Here is a 16,337-nt window from a genome sequence, read left to right on the forward strand (position 1 = left end):
GAAACAGGAAGGATTAGCCCAGCGACTTGGGCGACGGGCGAGCGCTACGCCGCCAGCAGCCCGATGCGTCGGACGCAAAGCCGAGCGCTGCGGCGTCTTCAGCCGAAAGTGCCGCGGGCGGCAACAGGACGTGGAGTATGCCATGTGCCCTGGCGTACTCATTGATGGCCGCCAGGGCCGCATCGCGCGTGGCAGTGTCACCGGAAAGCACCATCACGCCGACGGGCAACCACGCCACCAAACCGCCCAGCGCCAGATGCGGCACGAGCGTCATTGGCGCCACGCCGGCCAGCTCTTCACCCATTTCAACGAGGAAGCACGGATGCACGCTCGGATGGGCGAGCAGCGTATCGACGGCATGCGCCACCTGCAGCGGCGAGGCGGTCGACGCGACGGCGGCCAGCAGGCGCGGCCGATCTTCGGGCGTGGCAAGGCGAGTGGAGAGGGTCATGGACAGTTCTGGCGAAGCGCCATTGTCATGCAGCGCGCGCATAGGCGTCGACAGCGAATGCATTTCTCTTGTAAGTCGGCGCGAACCAGAATGGATGCGTCTCACCACGGAGCCCGCCATGACCGATCCGACGCGCGCCCTCACCCTGCAATTGCTGCAGTCGCTGGCCGAACGGCCCAGGCCTTATGCCGAAGTGCTGGAAACCTGGCGGACGTCATGCCCGCGGCTGTCGATCTGGGAAGATGCGTGCATCGATGGGCTGGTGGACTGCGTGCCCGACTCCGCGCCGGGGCTGCAGTTGGTGACGGTCAGCGCCCGCGGCCGGGCGCTATTGGCGGCGAGCGCCACCGGCTAAACGCACAAACTAAAAGGCCCTGCCGGGGATCGCCTGGCAGGGCCTTCATCTATTTTGCATCTCCACCGTACGTGCGGTGTGTGCTGTCGTCTCCTCGCTCCCGCCTCATTTATCTCGTGCGAAAACCGTAACGCGACTGTAAAAGATGCACCGCAATGCAGCAACTAGAGCAAACCCTTACGGTGCATCAGGCACCAAGATCAGCTGTTCGGCTGAAATCTAGCGGCATCTTCGCGCATTGTGGCGTCAACGTCGCAGCCAGGGCACACGCGCCGAAATTTCGCCCATGATGCCGCGGCGGAAGGTCAGCACGCAGATCACGAAGATCGCGCCCGTGACCGTGGTGACCGATTCGCCGAGGATATTGAAGCCGTCGATGCCGGTGGCGCCGGCCAGGAAGCTGCCGATGTCGCCGAGCTTGTTTTCCAGTGCAATCACCAGCGCCGCGCCCAGCAGCGGGCCGGACAGGATACCGAGGCCGCCCACCAGCGTCATCAGGATGACTGAGCCGGACATCGACCAGTGCACGTCGGTGAGCGTCTCGAAACCGAGCACCAGGGTCTTGAGCGAACCGGCCAGGCCCGTCAGCGCCGCCGACAGCACGAAGGCCAGCAGCTTGAAGCGATCGGTGTCGTAGCCGAGGGACGTGGCGCGCGGCTCGTTCTCCTTGATGGCCTTGAGGATCTGCCCGAACGGCGAATGGATCGTGCGCACGATCAGCAGGAACGCCGCGACCACGATCACGAGCACCACGTAGTACAGCGTCAGGTCCGACGACAGATCCACCACGCCGAACAGCTTGCCGCGCGGCACGCCTTGCAGGCCGTCTTCACCGCCCGTGAACGGCACCTGCAGGCAGAAGAAGTACAGCATCTGCGCCAGCGCCAGCGTGATCATCGCAAAGTAGATGCCCTGACGGCGGATGGCGAGCAGGCCCACGATCAGGCCGATGAACGCGCCGGCTGCGGTGCCGGCCAGCAGGCCAAGCTCCGGCGTGACGTGCAAGTCGCGCATCATGTAGCCGGCCACGTAGCCCGCGCCGCCAAAGAAGGCCGCATGCCCGAACGACAGCAGCCCCGTGTAGCCCAGCAGCAGGTTGAACGCGGAGGCAAACAGTGCGAAGCACAGCAGCTTGGCAACGAACACCGGATACGCGCCCACCAGCGGCGCGGCAATCAGCGCCACCAGCAGCAGGGCGTACAGGACGTATTTGAAGGAGGAAGAGTTGGTCATGTTGGCCGCGCCGCTCATTTCTCTTTACCGAACAGGCCCGCCGGACGCACCAGCAGCACCAGCACCATGATCACGAACACCACGGTGGCCGACGCCTGTGGATAAAACACCTTGGTCAGCCCCTCGATCACACCCAGGCCCAGGCCGGTGACGATCGAACCGAGAATCGACCCCATGCCGCCGATCACCACCACCGCAAACACGGTGATGATCATGCTCTGCCCCATCAGCGGCGAGATCTGGATGACCGGTGCCGCCAGCACGCCCGCAAACGCCGCCAGCGCCACGCCAAAACCGTAGGTGAGCGTGACCATCAGCGGCACGTTCACGCCAAAGGCTTCGACCAGCTTCGGGTTCTCGGTGCCGGCGCGCAGGTAGGCGCCCAGCTTCGTCTTCTCGATCATGAACCACGTGGCGAAGCACACCGCCAGCGACGCCACCACCACCCACGCGCGATAGTTGGGCAGCATCATGAAGCCGAGGTCGGTGGCACCCTGCAGCAGTTGGGGCGTGTCATATGGCAAGCCAGACACACCGTAGATGGCGCGGAACACGCCTTCGATGACGAGCGTCACGCCCAGCGTGAGCAGCAGGCCGTAGAGATGATCAAGCTTGTAGATGAACCGCAGCAGCGTGCGTTCGATCACCACGCCCAGCAGGCCGATCGCCAGCGGCGACAGCACCAGCATCGCCCAGTACGGCACGCCCAGATACGAGAAGCCCATCCAGGTGAGCACCGCGCCCAGCATGAACAGCGCCCCGTGCGCAAAATTGATGACGTTGAGCAGCCCGAAGATGACCGCAAGGCCGAGGCTCAACATCGCATAGAAGGAACCGTTGACCAGGCCCAGCAGCAGCTGGCTGAGCATGGCCGGTAGCGGAACGCCGAAGATTTCCATCGCGGTCAGGAAGAGAACACCACACCAACAACGTTGATGACGCCGCCATCCACACGGACGGCGGCGCCGGATTGCCTACGCTTTTACTTCTTCATCAGCAAGCACTTCGACTCGGCCGGCGTGGTGAAAGCCTGCTCGCCCGGGATCGTCGCCACGACCTTCAGGTAGTCCCACGGCTTCTTCGATTCGGCCGGCGACTTCACCTGCAGCAGGTACATGTCGTGGATGGCACGGCCGTCCTGGCGGATGGTGCCCTTCGTGTAGAAGTCGTCGATCTTGGTCTTCTTGAGCTGCGCGATGACCTTGTCCGGATCATCCGTGCCAGCAGCCGCCACCGCCTTGATGTAGTTCGACACTGCCGAGTAATCCGCCGCCTGCAGGCTGCTCGGCATCTTCTTCATCTTCATGAAGTAGCGGTTGGCGAACTTGCGCGTGGCGTCGTTCATGTCCCAGTACCAACTGTCGGTCATCAGCAGGCCTTCGGCCGTCTGCAGGCCCAGGCTATGCACGTCGTTGATGAACATCAGCAGGCCCGCGATCTTCATCGTCTTGGTGATGCCGAATTCCTTGGCTGCCTTGATCGAGTTGATCGTGTCGCCACCGGCATTGGCCAGGCCCAGGATCTGCGCCTTGGACGACTGCGCCTGCAGCAGGTACGACGAGAAGTCCGACGCCGACAGCGGGTGCTTGACCGAACCCACCACCGTGCCGCCGTTGGCCTTGACCACGGCGGTCGTGTCGTTCTCCAGCGAATGACCGAAGGCGTAATCAGCGGTCAGGAAGAACCACGACTTGCCGCCCTGCTTGACCACCGCGCTGCCCGTGCCCTTGGCCAGCGCCACGGTGTCGTACGCATAGTGGATCGTGTACGGCGTGCACTCTTCGTTGGTCAGGCGTGCGGTGCCGGCCCCGATGTCGATGAACACGCGCTTCTTCTCAGCAGCCACCTTGTTCATGGCCAGGCCGGTGGCGGAGTTCGTGCCGCCCAGCAGCATGTCCAGGCCTTGCTGGTCCATCCACTCGCGCGCCTTCGAAGCAGCAATGTCGGCCTTGTTCTGGTGGTCCGCCGTCACGAGTTCGATCGGCTTGCCCAGCACCTTGCCGCCCGCATCCTCGATCGCCATCTTGACCGCCTCGACACCGCCCTGCCCGTCGATGTCGGCATACAGACCCGACAGATCGGTGATGTAGCCGATCTTCACCTTGTCGCCGCTCACCTGCGCATGCGCGCCGAAAGCAGCCGCGCCCAGTCCTACCGCCATCAATGCACCAGCCAGCTTCTTGAGTGTCATGGTCTTGTCTCCTGTGTCGTGCGCGCCGCGGATCACGCTGGCGCATGGGTCTTGCAAGTCGATCGGGAAAACGTCTTACACGCCGAGCAGTTCGTGCAGCACCGGCATCTTGTCCTGCAGTTGCGCCGCCTCGAAACGCTCGACGATGCGGCCGTGTTCCATCACATAAAAGCGATCTGCCAGCGGCGCGGCAAAGCGGAAGTTCTGCTCCACCATCACCACCGTGTAGCCGCGCTTCTTGAGCATCAGGATCATGCGGGCCAGCGCCTGCACGATCACCGGCGCAAGGCCCTCGGAAATCTCGTCGAGCAGCAACAGGTTGGCACCCGTGCGCAGGATGCGTCCGACCGCCAGCATCTGCTGCTCGCCGCCCGACAAGCGCGTGCCCTGGCTCTGGCGCCGCTCGGCCAGGTTCGGGAACATCTCGTAGATTTCTTCGATGCTCATGCCGGCATTGCCGGTCTTGGCCACCTGGCCCTTCAGTACCGGCGGCAGCATCAGGTTTTCTTCGCACGAGAGGCTCGAGAAGATGCCGCGCTCTTCGGGGCAGTACCCGATGCCGCAGTGGGCGATCTTGTGCGTGGGCAGGTCGATCGTTTCCACGCCCTGGCCGCTTGCGTCATGCACGACGATGGAGCCCTTGCGCGTGCCCACCAGGCCCATGATGGCGCGCAGCGTGGTGGTGCGGCCCGCGCCGTTGCGGCCGAGCAGCGTGACCACCTCGCCGCGGTTCACGGTCAGGTCGACACCATGCAGGATGTGCGATTCGCCGTACCAGGCGTGCAGGTCCTTGATCTGGAGCGCGGGCGTGCTCATGCAGTGTTCTCGTGTGTTCGGGTCTAGCGTTCGCTTACGTTTGATGCGCGGCATGCCGCCGCGCCGCGTGATCGATCAGCGCCGATCAGTGGCCTCAACAGCCTCAATGGCCTAATGGCCTTCCAGCGCCGCATCGGCGGTGCCCATATAGGCTTCCATCACCTGCGGGTTCTTCGAGACGTCTTCGTACGGGCCTTCGGCCAGGATCTGGCCGCGCTGCAGCACCGTGATCTTGTCGGCGATGGACGAGACCACGTTCATGTTGTGTTCCACCATCAGGATGGTGCGGCCCTGCGCGACGCGCTTGATCAGCTCCGTCACGCGGTCCACATCTTCGTGGCCCATGCCCTGCGTGGGCTCGTCGAGCAGCATCAGCTCGGGCTCCATCGCCAGCGTGGTGGCAATCTCCAGTGCGCGCTTGCGGCCGTAGGGCAGCTCCACCGTCACGGTGTGCGCAAACTCCGTCAGCCCCACCTGTTCGAGCAGCTCCATCGCCCGCGCATTCAGCGTGTTGAGAGACTGCTCGCTACGCCAGAACGCGTACGCCGTACCAAGCTGCCGCTGCAGCCCGACGCGAACGTTTTCCATCACCGTCAGATGCGGAAACACGGCGGAGATCTGAAACGAGCGGATCACGCCGCGGCGCGCAATCTGTGCCGGCTTCTCCGACGTGATATCGACGCCATTGAACAGGATCGTGCCGCGCGTGGGCACCAGGAATTTGGTCAGCAGGTTGAAACAGGTCGTCTTGCCGGCACCGTTCGGGCCGATGAGCGCATGGATGGACCCACGCTGCACGCGCAGGTTGACGTCGGACACGGCGGTAAAGCCCTTGAAGCCCTTGGTCAGTCCGCGCGTTTCGAGAATGATGTCCTGCGCCATGATTCCCTCTGGTCTCCCGCCCTTTTTATGGTGCGGATGATTGTCAACGGCTGTTGCGTTGCAAAACATCGGGGTTTTTACCGAGTCGATTACACCCCGCTTACGCGCCGGAAACCCGCACCAGTATTAGCTTTCTGCCCCACATGGGGGTGATACGTAGAGTTACCTATGGGGGCAATGCCGATTGCGTATCCAGTGGACACGGGCGGTGTGTCATGCCCGTGTCATCGCGTCGGAACCGGCGTCAGGCTGGCACGGCCTCACCGCGCGCGCGGGCCTTGCGCGCGGCACGGATCATCTCGCTCGCCTTCTCCGCAATCATGATCGTCGGCGAGTTGGTGTTGCCCGAGGTAATCGTCGGCATGACGGACGCGTCCACCACCCGCAGGCCGTCAATGCCGCGCACGCGCAGCTGCGCATCGACCACGGCGTTTGCGTCATCGGCGCGCCCCATGCGGCACGTACCGACCGGGTGGAAGATGGTCGTGCCGATTTCTCCGGCGGCGCGGGCGAGTTCTTCGTCGGTTTGAAACGCCGCGCCGGGCAGGTACTCCTCCGGCTTGTATTGCGCCAAGGCCGGTTGCGCGACGATGCGGCGCGTGAGCCGCAGCGAATCGGCCGCGACCTTGCGGTCTTCCTCGGTCGACAAGTAGTTCGGCGCGATGGTCGGTGCCGCAAACGGATCGGCGGACGTGACATGCACCGTGCCGCGCGAAGTCGGCCGCAGGTTGCACACACTCGCGGTAAACGCATTGAACGCGTGCAGCGGATCGCCGAACTTGTCGAGCGAAAGCGGCTGCACGTGATACTCCACATCGGGGCGCGACACGTGCGGGTTCGAGCGCGCGAACAGGCCCAGCTGCGACGGCGCCATGCTCATCGGCCCGCTCTGATTGAATGCGTATTGCATGCCGATGAGGGCCTTGCCCCACCAGTTGGAGGCGCGTGTATTGAGCGTGGGTACGCCGTTCACTTTGACCACGCTGCGCAGCTGCAGGTGATCCTGCAGGTTTTCTCCGACGCCCGGCAGCGCCTGGCGCACCGGAATGCCGAGCGCCTGCAAACGCTCCGGCTGGCCGATCCCCGCCAGCTCCAGCAATTGCGGCGAGTTGATCGCGCCGGCCGACAGGATCACCTCTTCGCGCGCGGCCACGGTGTAGTCCTGCCCTGCGCCGCGATAGGTCACGCCGGTGCAGCGCTTGCCGTCAAACGTCAGCGCCCGCACCTGCGCGCCCGTCACGATGGTCAGGTTCGGCCGCTGCGATGCCGGGCGCAGAAAGCCCTTGGCCGTGTTCCAGCGGATGCCGCGCTTCTGGTTGACCTCGAAGTAGCCGACGCCGAAGTTGTCGCCACGGTTGAAGTCGCTCGTGCGCGGAATGCCCGCCTGCACGGCCGCTTCGATGAATGTCTCGAGCACCTGCCAATGCAGGCGTTGCGGCTCGACGCGCCATTCGCCGTTGGCGCCGTGCCATTCGTTGGCACCGCCGTGGTGGTTTTCGCTGGCCTTGAAGAGCGGCAGCACCGCATCCCATTTCCATGAATCGTCGCCGGTGATGGCGGCCCAGCCGTCGTAGTCCTCGCGCTGGCCCCGCATATAGATCATGCCGTTGATCGACGAGCAGCCTCCCAGCACACGGCCGCGTGGGTAGCCGAGCGAGCGGCCGTTCAGCCCGGGCTCTTCGCGCGTGCGATACAACCAATCGGTGCGCGGATTGCCGATGCAATACAGGTAGCCGACGGGGATGTGGATCCAGTGGTAATCGTCCTTGCCGCCCGCTTCGAGCAGCAGGACGGAAACGTCGGGGTCGCGGGTCAGCCGGTTGGCGAGGACGCAGCCGGCGGAGCCTGCGCCGATGATGATGTAGTCGTAGGTATCCATGTCTCCGTGCTTCTTTTCCTTGGTGTTATTGGTTTTTATTGTTGTGGTGCAACCAATTCACTTCAAATCAAATCCGCGAAGCCAGCCACTCCGTCATCTTTCCAAACACCTCGCTACGCAGCGGCTCGGCTTCGTTGAAGATCTCGTGATACCCGTTGTCGAACCACGCCAAGGTCCGCAAATCTTCCGGCGCATTCGCATAGAAATCCCGGCTGCCTGACGGATCGACAATCGAATCCGCGCCACCGGCCATCAGCAGCATCGGCGCTTCGAGGCGAGGCGCATCCTGCTGCGCCTGCGTGATCGCATTGAGCATGAATTCGAGCAGCGACGCACTGATCGTGCCCTGCACCAGCGGGTCTGCGCGATAGGCGGCGGCGATGCTCGGGTCATGCGAGAGCTTGGCCGGGTCCACCGGATTGGGCACCGCCAGCTTGGGCGCCAGCGCAGACAGGAGGCCACGCACGATCCCCGCTCCGGGCGGCAATTTCACTCGCAGCGCAGGCGATGACAGCAGCACGCCCCGCACGGGCCGGATACGCGCGGTGGTAAAGCGCGCGACGATCAACCCGCCCATGCTGTGGCCGAGCACGAACGGCATCTCGTGCCATTCGGCGACGACGGCATCGACGATTTCTGCAAGATCGGTGAGGTAGTTGTCTTGCGCGTCGAGCGCCATGCGCGGGCCGCCGCTCTTGCCGTGGCCCCGCAGGTCGAAGGCACGTACGCGCAAGCCCAGGTTGGTGAGCACCTTGGCCACATGCGGATAACGGCCGCTGTGTTCGGCCATGCCGTGAACCAGGATGACGGTGCCGCGCGGCTCACCGGTGTCCGGCGCGGGCAACCAGGTGCGGACCAGCAGTTCAGTGCCGTCCTTCATGCGCTGGCGGGTTTCCAGTGCTTGATGGGCAGTGACCTGCGCGGGGGCTTGCGTCATCGGCGTCTCCTCCTTGGGTTGCCAGATTGTGGCATAGACGCCGCCCGCCGCAATGCGCGTCAGTCGCGCGGCCTGTCAGAGACAGCAGGCGTCGGAGCCGCCGGCCTCCCCGCCCTCGCCAGCCACGCTCTGGAGGATCGGGCAATCGGGGCGATCATCGCCGTGGCACGCATTGGCGAGCGTCATGAGCGTGTCGCGCATGGTCTGCAGCTCGCTGATGCGCGCGTCGAGATCCGCCACGTGGCGCAGGGTGACGGCCTTCACATCGGCGCTGGCCCGTTCGCGATCGTTCCACAACGACAGCAGCGTGCGGATTTCCTCCAGCGCGAAACCCAGCGAGCGCGACCTGTGGATAAAGCGCAGCACATGCAACGCCCGCGCGTCGTACATGCGGTAGTTGCCTTCGGTGCGCGGACTCGGCGGCAGCAGGCCGATGCTTTCGTAGTACCGGATCATCTTGGCCGACACGCCACTGGTCTTTGCGGCCTCGCCAATGTTGACGGGGCCTTTGTCGATCAGATCGGTGCGCGTCATGCCTTGTCTCCGGTGGCGCGCCAGCGGCGCAGCATCAGCGCATTGGTGACCACGCTCACGCTGGAGAACGCCATGGCCGCGCCGGCAAATGTCGGGTTCAGCAAGCCGAATGCCGCCAGCGGAATGCCCACCACGTTATAGATGAAGGCCCAGAACAGGTTCTGGCGGATCTTGGCCACGGTGCGGCGCGAGAGGTCGAGCGCGTCGCTCACCAGACGCGGTTCGCCGCGCATGAGCGTGATACCGGCGGCCTGCATCGCCACATCGGTGCCGGTGGCCATGGCGATGCCGACATCGGCCGCCGCCAGCGCAGGCGCGTCGTTGATGCCATCGCCCACCATCGCCACCACATGGCCGCCCTGCTGCCACGCCGTCACGCGTGCGGCCTTGTCTTGCGGCAGCACTTGCGCAGCCACTTCATCGATGCCGAGTGCCCGCGCCACGCTGTGCGCTGCCCCAGCGTTGTCGCCCGTCACGAGCGCGGTGCGCACGCCACGGGCCTGCAGCGCCGCCACGGCCGACTTCGCACCGGGCTTGAGCGCATCGCCAAATGCAATCAGGCCACGCAACTGCACGCCACCTTCATCACGTTGTGCGAGCCACGAGACGGTGTTGCCTTGCGCCTCCAGCGCATCGGCGCGCGCTTGCAATGCGCTGCGATCGAGCCCCAGTTCATCCATCCACCGCGCATTGCCAAGTTGCAGCGATGCGCCATTCACGATGCCCCGCGTGCCGCGTCCGGCCAGCACTTCCGGCGATTGCGCGGGCGTGATAGCGCGACCCCTCTCCTTGGCATAGTCGCGCGTGGCCTGTGCCAGCGGATGCGTGTTCTCGGCCTGCAGCGCGGCAAGCTGATCGAGCAGCATGTCGGCGTCGATGCCGGATGCCGGTTCCACCGACGTCACACGCGGCTGGCCGACGGTGAGCGTGCCCGTCTTGTCGAAGACGACGAAATCCACTTGTTGCGCGCGTTCCAGCGCCTGCGCGTCCGCAATCAGGATGCCGCGCCGCGCGCCCGCACCCGTGCCGGCCATGATGGCGGACGGCGTCGCAAGACCCAGCGCACATGGGCAGGCAATTACCAGCACGGCAACAGCGTTGACGATGGCCGTCTCCCACCCCGCACCGGCAATGGTCCAACCCGCCAGCGTGAGCAACGCCGCCGCCAGCACCGCCGGCACGAAAATGGCGCTGACGCGGTCGACCAGTTGCTGGATCGGCGGCTTGGCAGCCTGTGCGTCTTCAACGAGACGGATGATGCGCGAGAGCATGGTGTCCGCGCCAATCGCCGTGGTACGCACCAGCAGCACGCCATCGGTGGCGATGGCGCCGGCGGTCACGCGGTCGCCTTCGCGCTTGGGCACGGGCAGGCTTTCGCCGGTCAGCATGGATTCATCGACGTGGCTCGCGCCTTCCAGCACCACCGCGTCCACGGGGATGCGTTCACCGGCGCGCACGGACACCACATCGCCCACGCGCACCTGGGCGACAGGGGTATCGCGCAGCGTGCCGTCGGCACCGCGCACGCGAGCGGTGTCGGGACGCAGCGCCTGCAAGGCACGGATGGCCTGGGCTGTCTGGCGCTTGGCACGCACTTCCAGCCACTTGCCAAGCCGCACCAGCGTGATGACCACGGCGGCGCTTTCGAAGTACAGGTGCGGCGCGTGGTGCATCCCGTCCGCCCCGGCACGCCACCATAGCCACAGCGACAGCCCATACGCCGCCGACGTGCCGAGCGCGACCAGCAGATCCATATTGCCGGCACCCGCACGGAGCGCCTTCCAGCCGGCCTTGTAGAAGCGTGCGCCAATCACGAACTGCACAGGCGTTGCCAGCAGCCATTGCACCCAGGCCGGCAACATCCAGTCGCCACCGAACCACCCGACAATCATCGGCAAAACAAGCGGCACAGACAGTGCGGCGGCAATGCACACAGGGCCGGCGCCTTCCCAGAAGTCGGGTTCGGCAGCAGCGGGCGCAGCGGTTTCATCGGTAGCGACGTGGGCCTCATAGCCGGCCGCGGTAACAGCGGCGATCAGCGCATCGCTTGCCGCGCCGCCTTGCACGCGCGCCCGCTCGGTCGCGAGATTCACGCTCGCTTCGGTCACGCCGGGCACGGCACGCAAGGCACGTTCGACACGGCCCGCACAGGCAGCGCACGTCATCCCACCGATATCGAGATCGGTCGAAGGCACGTCGGGAAGGCTGGCTGCAGTCATGAAAGCGTCCGTTCTGAAGAGATGGCATCAGCCTAGACCTTCCCATCTTGGCAAGGTCAAGCCCATTTTACGCTTGCGCTTCCAATGATGGGAAGGTTCATACTGCTGCCGTGATCCCCCTTCCCTCTTTCAGGAGCAAACGATGACGACGTCTTCCACGACCTTTTCCGTGAGCGGCATGAGCTGCGGCCATTGCGTCTCAGCTGTCACCCGTGCGGTGCAGCAGGTCGATGCCGGCGCCAATGTGCAGGTCGATCTGGACAAGCAAACCGTGGCCGTCACCAGCGGTGCCAGCACCGACGCCGTCAAGGCCGCCATCGAGCAAGCCGGCTACCCGGTCAAATCTTCCGGCTGAACCGGGAGCGGGAGTTGGCAACAAAAAAAGGCGTGCCGCTGTGGCACGCCTTTTTGTTGACGCGGAAGCCGCTTAGAAGCGGTAGCCGACGTTCAGGAAGGTCACGACCGGATTGATCTTGATCTTCGCTTCGCTCTGAATGTGCACACCGTTGATCAGCGTGGTGTCGATCTTTGCCGTGGTCTTCAGCGGCAGGTAGGACACAGACAAGCCAACGAACCAATCCTTGGTGATGGCGTACGTGGCGCCCACGTTCAGCACCGGGTTGAGCGAGCTGTCGGTCGTCACATTGCTCGTGCTGCCCGGCGTGCCACGACCCAGGACCTGATTCTGGAACGCGCTGTTGGTGATCTTCTCGTCGGAGAACCAGGTGTAGTTCAAGCCGGCGCCGACATACGGACGGAACTTGCTGTCCGCGTTGAAGAAGTACCACTTGGCAAGCACGGCCGGGCTCCATTGCTTGGCCGAACCGATCTCGCCATAGCCGGAGAACGAGCCCGTACCTTCAATCTTGTGGCGCGGCGGAATGCCACCGACGAGCTCCACGGCAATGTTGTCGGTGAAGAAGTGCGTAAAGGCCAGGCCAACGGTATCCGCTTCCTTGATCTTTGCGCCGGTGTTCGGCACCGGTTGATTGATGGGTGCGCCGCCAACGCTGTTGATGAACAGCGGATCGCTCGAGCTGTCCGGCATCACGCGGAACCAGCCGAGGCTGACGATATTGCTGCCGGCAGCCTGTGCGTGCGCGGCGGTGGCGAGGATCATCCCGGCGGCGGCCGCCAGTGCTTTTTTATAGGCCATCTCTGTATGTGCTCCTGTGTCAGACGCATCCGCGAAAAATGTGTTGATTCGTTTGCGGTGCGTTCTACGTCTCCTCCCAGGCGGAAGGGATGGCCATTATCCCGTGTGATTGCCTAGACTAGAACCCTTTTTCTAGAGGTTTCCTGTTACAACATGTGCGCGCGATCGGCCTGCGGCGCGCTTCTGCAGCACATGCCCAATTTTTAAACAGCCGTGGACTTGGTCAGCGCAAGCACGCAAGCAGCCAGATCCCACAGGGCACTGCCGACGCTTTTGAACACCACCGGGGACACCGGCGCGGGCTGCGTGAGCGTGTCGGGCGGCGTATCGATGCACTGTTGTAACGGCCGCACACGGGACCATGGCACGCCAGCCTGGAGTAGGTCACCGGCTTCGGCTTCCAGGTCGACGAGCGTATCGGCGTACAGCCGGTCGACCGCTGCGGCATGCACGCACAGGCGTGGCGGCAGCTCCGCCATGTCGGGCCGGAATGCGCCAACAGCCGCGATGAAGTGATGCGCTCCCCACGCGTAGCCCGCAGGTTGGCTTGGATCCCCCAAATCCGGGAGCACCGGTTGCGATGACGGTGTGGCAGTGATCACCAGAGAGGCCTGCGGCAATGCTGCGCGGGCCGCATCCGCCACGCCTGCCGCATCGCCGCCCGCGAGCGCGGTGGCGTTCATGCCGAGCGCGCGTGCGTAGTCAGCCAGCCCATCGGCACTTGCAGCCGTGCGCGCAATGATGGTGACGCGACGCGTGCCCAGTCCGAAGCGGAAGGCCTCCAGATGTGCGCGGGCCTGGGCACCGGCGCCGATCAACAGGAGATCTCCCGCGGGCTCAGGTGCCAGCAAGCGCGCCGCCAGCAACGACACAGCGGCGGTACGGTGCGCGGTAACGGTCGGGCCATCCAGCATCAGCCGGCGCACACCCGTGCGGGCATCCATCACCACCACCTCACCGTGGATCGCCGGCAAGCCCTGCCCAGGGTTGTGCGGATGCACGGTGATCATCTTGGTGATGGCGATGTCGGCGTTGGACGCGGGCATCAGCAACAGACTGCCCCCGCCCGCCACGGGCATCACAAGGCGGGCCGGCGCCAGGGCACGGCCTGCGCGCGCGTCGCGCAACACCTGGGCGATGGCATCGGCCAAGGCGGCATACGGCAAGCGGGCTGCCGTGGTGGCAGCGTCGAGGGTCTCCAGCATCGGGCTCCCGCAGCGGAAGAAACGTCGGACGGACTTATGCAGCAGCGCGGCGCGGCGGCGGTGTGCGGCGCGTGAGCAATCCCGCGCTGATGAGCAGCTGCGCAGCGGCGTAACTCCACCAGATCGCCAGCTCGTGGTCGGTGAACGGAAAGACGAACACGCTGATGCCGATCATCGCGTCGGAAGCTGCAAACGCGAGTGCGCCCCACGCCGTCAGCGGCCCCGGCAGGCGGGCTAGCAATGCCGCGCACACCATCGCCGAGAGGACGATCATGTAGGCGATGACGGGCCCCTTGAGCTCGCCGAGGCCTGGCCAGTACCACAGCAGCATGCCGATGGCCACGCCGATCATCACGCCGACACCGATCATGCGGATGGCCGACGACACGCCACGCAGCCCCACCAGCACCCGCAGATAGCACAGATGCGCCAGCAGGAAGCAGCCCAGCCCGGCCATGAACGAGAACGCGAGCCCCGGCAGAGCGAGCCACAGATCCCCGAGTGCGGAAAACATCATGGCGCCGATCAGCCAGCGCCGCTCGCGCGGAATCTCGTGCAGCGAGGCGGCGCGCGCCAGCAGCAACGCCATCAGCATTTTCCACAGCGGCTGCGCGACGATGCGACCGACCAGCGGGGTGCCGGGTGGGACTTCCACGGCCACCATGGTCAGCATGCCGCCGTAGGTCACGCCTGCCACGGCAGCAGCCACCCACCACGCGCGAACCCGTGCCGGCATGCCGTAGCCGCCTGACAGATGCGCCGGCGCGTGCGCCGGATGCGTGGTGTGCCCTTCAACCATCGTGGTCTCCCGCCCAAGACAGGCGTTTCATATCAGCAAAGTCATGTCGGCTTGCAGCGTGACACGCCGAGCACCCTGGCGCAAGGCGCCAATTTACCCACCAAGGTGGGATAGCGGCAACGCGCCATCCCTCTTCAGGGCTGTCAGTACGATATTGGACCGCACGTTATCCACACCCGGCACGCGCATCAGCTTGCGCATGACGAATTCCGACAGTGCGGGCAGATCCGGCACCACCACGCGGAGCATGTAATCGGCGTCGCCCGCCACGGAATAGCATTCCTGCACCGCATCGAGCAGGCTGATCTCTTCATGAAAGCGTTCGACGATGGCGTCGCCGTGATGGGCGAGCTTGACGCTGGCAAACACCGTCACGCCCAACCCCAGCCCGGTCGGCGAAAGCACGACGCGGTAGCCCTCGATCACGCCTTCCGATTCAAGCCGCGCCAGACGCCGCCCGACCTGGCTGGCCGAAAGGTGAACCTGCTCCGAAAGCTGCTGATGCGTCGCACGCCCATCGCGCTGAAGCGCCGCTAACAGGGCTAGATCGAAGGTATCAAGCGAAATCATGCACACCTCCTGCGTTGACAGGCTGCATTCTGCATGATTTCCGCAAACCACGTGCAATGTGTGGCCGTTTTGCGGCCAACCCGCGTCGACGCGCCCCTACACTGGCCGGACTCTGATTGCACAAGATCGACATCACAAATGGCCATCGCAACCAATGCCCCCGAAGCAGCCCAAAACGCCGCTCCGGCCGGCTTCAACGGCACCCTGACCGACAAGCTGCGCGAGCAATTTGCAGAAGGCCTTGACGGCCAGACGCTGCGCGCCGACTTCACCATGCAGCAACCGGTGCATCGCTACACCGCCGCCGACCATGCAACGTGGCGCACGCTGTACGACCGCCAGGAAGCGCTGCTGCCCGGCCGTGTGTGCGACGAATTCCTGCAAGGCCTGTCGACGCTGGGCATGAGCCGCGATGCCGTGCCGTCCTTCGACCAGCTCAACGAAACGCTGATGCGCGCCACCGGCTGGCAGATCGTCGCCGTGCCCGGCCTGGTGCCCGACGAAGTGTTCTTCGATCACCTGGCCAACCGTCGCTTCCCCGCGAGCTGGTGGATGCGTCGCCCCGATCAGCTCGATTACCTGCAAGAGCCGGATTGCTTTCACGACATCTTCGGCCACGTGCCGCTGCTGATTAACCCGATCTTTGCCGACTACATGGAAGCCTACGGCAAGGGTGGCCTGAAGGCTGCACGCCTGGGTCAGCTCGACATGCTGGCGCGCCTGTACTGGTACACGGTGGAATTCGGGCTGATCCGTACGCCGGCCGGCCTGCGCATCTACGGGGCGGGCATCGTGTCGAGCAAGAGTGAATCGGTATATGCGCTGGATTCGGCCAGCCCGAACCGCATCGGGTTTGACGTGCGCCGCATCATGCGCACGCGCTATCGCATCGACACGTTTCAGAAGACCTACTTCACCATCGACAGCTTCGAGCAACTGTTCGATGCCACGCGCCCGGACTTCACGCCGCTGTATGAAGAACTCGCCGCGCTGCCGACCATCGGTGCGGGCGATGTGATGGATGGCGATGTGGTGCTGAACGTCGGAAACCGCGAAGGTTGGGCAGACACGGCGGACATCTGAGCGCAGATCGTTGCGCGCTGACTATAC

General features: G+C 64.7%; 17 protein-coding genes. 3 read left to right on the plus strand and 14 right to left on the minus strand.

Annotation, left to right across the window (positions count from 1 at the left end; all coding sequences use genetic code 11):
* Window positions 1-13: 13 nt before the first annotated feature.
* Window positions 14-451, minus strand: coding sequence for a hypothetical protein (locus tag N5B55_RS15640; RefSeq protein WP_304538615.1), 438 nt, complete (start codon window positions 449-451; stop codon window positions 14-16).
* A gap of 118 nt (window positions 452-569) precedes the next feature.
* On the opposite strand from N5B55_RS15640, the gene N5B55_RS15645 reads away from it, so the two are divergent.
* Window positions 570-806 carry a hypothetical protein gene (locus N5B55_RS15645; RefSeq protein ID WP_304538616.1) on the plus strand — a complete coding sequence of 79 codons (237 nt, stop codon included), beginning with the start codon at window positions 570-572 and terminating at the stop codon, window positions 804-806.
* Window positions 807-1,052: 246 nt separating this feature from the next.
* On the opposite strand, the gene N5B55_RS15650 is transcribed toward N5B55_RS15645, so the two are convergent.
* The 9 genes from N5B55_RS15650 to N5B55_RS15690 form a co-directional block, all read right to left on the minus strand.
* A complete protein-coding gene (locus tag N5B55_RS15650; RefSeq protein WP_304538617.1) occupies window positions 1,053-2,039 on the minus strand; it encodes a branched-chain amino acid ABC transporter permease in 987 nt (328 codons plus the stop codon).
* A gap of 14 nt (window positions 2,040-2,053) precedes the next feature.
* Complete coding sequence (locus N5B55_RS15655; protein ID WP_065858327.1) at window positions 2,054-2,938, minus strand: branched-chain amino acid ABC transporter permease; 885 nt, start codon at window positions 2,936-2,938, stop codon at window positions 2,054-2,056.
* Between the two features lie 83 nt (window positions 2,939-3,021).
* The gene (locus tag N5B55_RS15660) at window positions 3,022-4,230 is read right to left on the minus strand and encodes an ABC transporter substrate-binding protein (protein ID WP_304538618.1); all 1,209 of its coding nucleotides are present in this window, start codon (window positions 4,228-4,230) and stop codon (window positions 3,022-3,024) included.
* A gap of 75 nt (window positions 4,231-4,305) precedes the next feature.
* Entirely contained in the window at window positions 4,306-5,046 is a 741-nt protein-coding gene (locus N5B55_RS15665) for an ABC transporter ATP-binding protein (protein WP_027678827.1), read from the minus strand.
* A 111-nt stretch (window positions 5,047-5,157) separates the two neighbouring features.
* A complete protein-coding gene (locus tag N5B55_RS15670; RefSeq protein WP_009239534.1) occupies window positions 5,158-5,928 on the minus strand; it encodes an ABC transporter ATP-binding protein in 771 nt (256 codons plus the stop codon).
* 244 nt (window positions 5,929-6,172) lie between these two features.
* Window positions 6,173-7,807: a GMC family oxidoreductase gene (locus N5B55_RS15675; RefSeq protein ID WP_304538619.1), complete on the minus strand. Its 1,635-nt coding sequence runs from the start codon at window positions 7,805-7,807 to the stop codon at window positions 6,173-6,175.
* A gap of 67 nt (window positions 7,808-7,874) precedes the next feature.
* The gene (locus N5B55_RS15680) at window positions 7,875-8,744 is read right to left on the minus strand and encodes an alpha/beta hydrolase (RefSeq protein WP_304538620.1); all 870 of its coding nucleotides are present in this window, start codon (window positions 8,742-8,744) and stop codon (window positions 7,875-7,877) included.
* Between the two features lie 75 nt (window positions 8,745-8,819).
* The gene (cueR, locus tag N5B55_RS15685; RefSeq protein WP_304538621.1) at window positions 8,820-9,278 is read right to left on the minus strand and encodes a Cu(I)-responsive transcriptional regulator; all 459 of its coding nucleotides are present in this window, start codon (window positions 9,276-9,278) and stop codon (window positions 8,820-8,822) included.
* On the minus strand, window positions 9,275-11,497 hold the full coding sequence (locus N5B55_RS15690) for a heavy metal translocating P-type ATPase (RefSeq protein ID WP_304538622.1): 2,223 nt from the start codon (window positions 11,495-11,497) through the stop codon (window positions 9,275-9,277). Before N5B55_RS15690 ends, cueR begins: the two co-directional genes overlap by 4 nt.
* Window positions 11,498-11,639: 142 nt before the next feature.
* Here N5B55_RS15690 and N5B55_RS15695 point away from each other — a divergent pair, with 142 nt between their 5' ends.
* Entirely contained in the window at window positions 11,640-11,852 is a 213-nt protein-coding gene (locus N5B55_RS15695) for a heavy-metal-associated domain-containing protein (RefSeq protein WP_065858341.1), read from the plus strand.
* A 72-nt stretch (window positions 11,853-11,924) separates the two neighbouring features.
* Here N5B55_RS15695 and N5B55_RS15700 read toward each other — a convergent pair whose 3' ends face one another.
* From N5B55_RS15700 to N5B55_RS15715, 4 genes are all read right to left on the minus strand, one after another.
* Window positions 11,925-12,653: an OmpW/AlkL family protein gene (locus N5B55_RS15700; RefSeq protein WP_304538623.1), complete on the minus strand. Its 729-nt coding sequence runs from the start codon at window positions 12,651-12,653 to the stop codon at window positions 11,925-11,927.
* Window positions 12,654-12,856: 203 nt separating this feature from the next.
* Window positions 12,857-13,858 (minus strand): delta(1)-pyrroline-2-carboxylate reductase family protein, encoded by a 1,002-nt coding sequence (locus N5B55_RS15705; protein ID WP_009239527.1) that lies wholly within the window; start codon window positions 13,856-13,858, stop codon window positions 12,857-12,859.
* A 34-nt stretch (window positions 13,859-13,892) separates the two neighbouring features.
* The gene (locus N5B55_RS15710) at window positions 13,893-14,657 is read right to left on the minus strand and encodes a lysoplasmalogenase (protein WP_065858347.1); all 765 of its coding nucleotides are present in this window, start codon (window positions 14,655-14,657) and stop codon (window positions 13,893-13,895) included.
* Window positions 14,658-14,750: 93 nt separating this feature from the next.
* Window positions 14,751-15,227: an Lrp/AsnC family transcriptional regulator gene (locus N5B55_RS15715; RefSeq protein WP_004628561.1), complete on the minus strand. Its 477-nt coding sequence runs from the start codon at window positions 15,225-15,227 to the stop codon at window positions 14,751-14,753.
* Between the two features lie 138 nt (window positions 15,228-15,365).
* Here N5B55_RS15715 and phhA point away from each other — a divergent pair, with 138 nt between their 5' ends.
* Window positions 15,366-16,310: a phenylalanine 4-monooxygenase gene (phhA, locus tag N5B55_RS15720; RefSeq protein ID WP_304538624.1), complete on the plus strand. Its 945-nt coding sequence runs from the start codon at window positions 15,366-15,368 to the stop codon at window positions 16,308-16,310.
* Window positions 16,311-16,337 lie beyond the last annotated feature (27 nt).

This window comes from Ralstonia pickettii, assembly GCF_030582395.1.
GTDB classification, from domain to species: Bacteria; Pseudomonadota; Gammaproteobacteria; order Burkholderiales; family Burkholderiaceae; genus Ralstonia; species Ralstonia pickettii_D.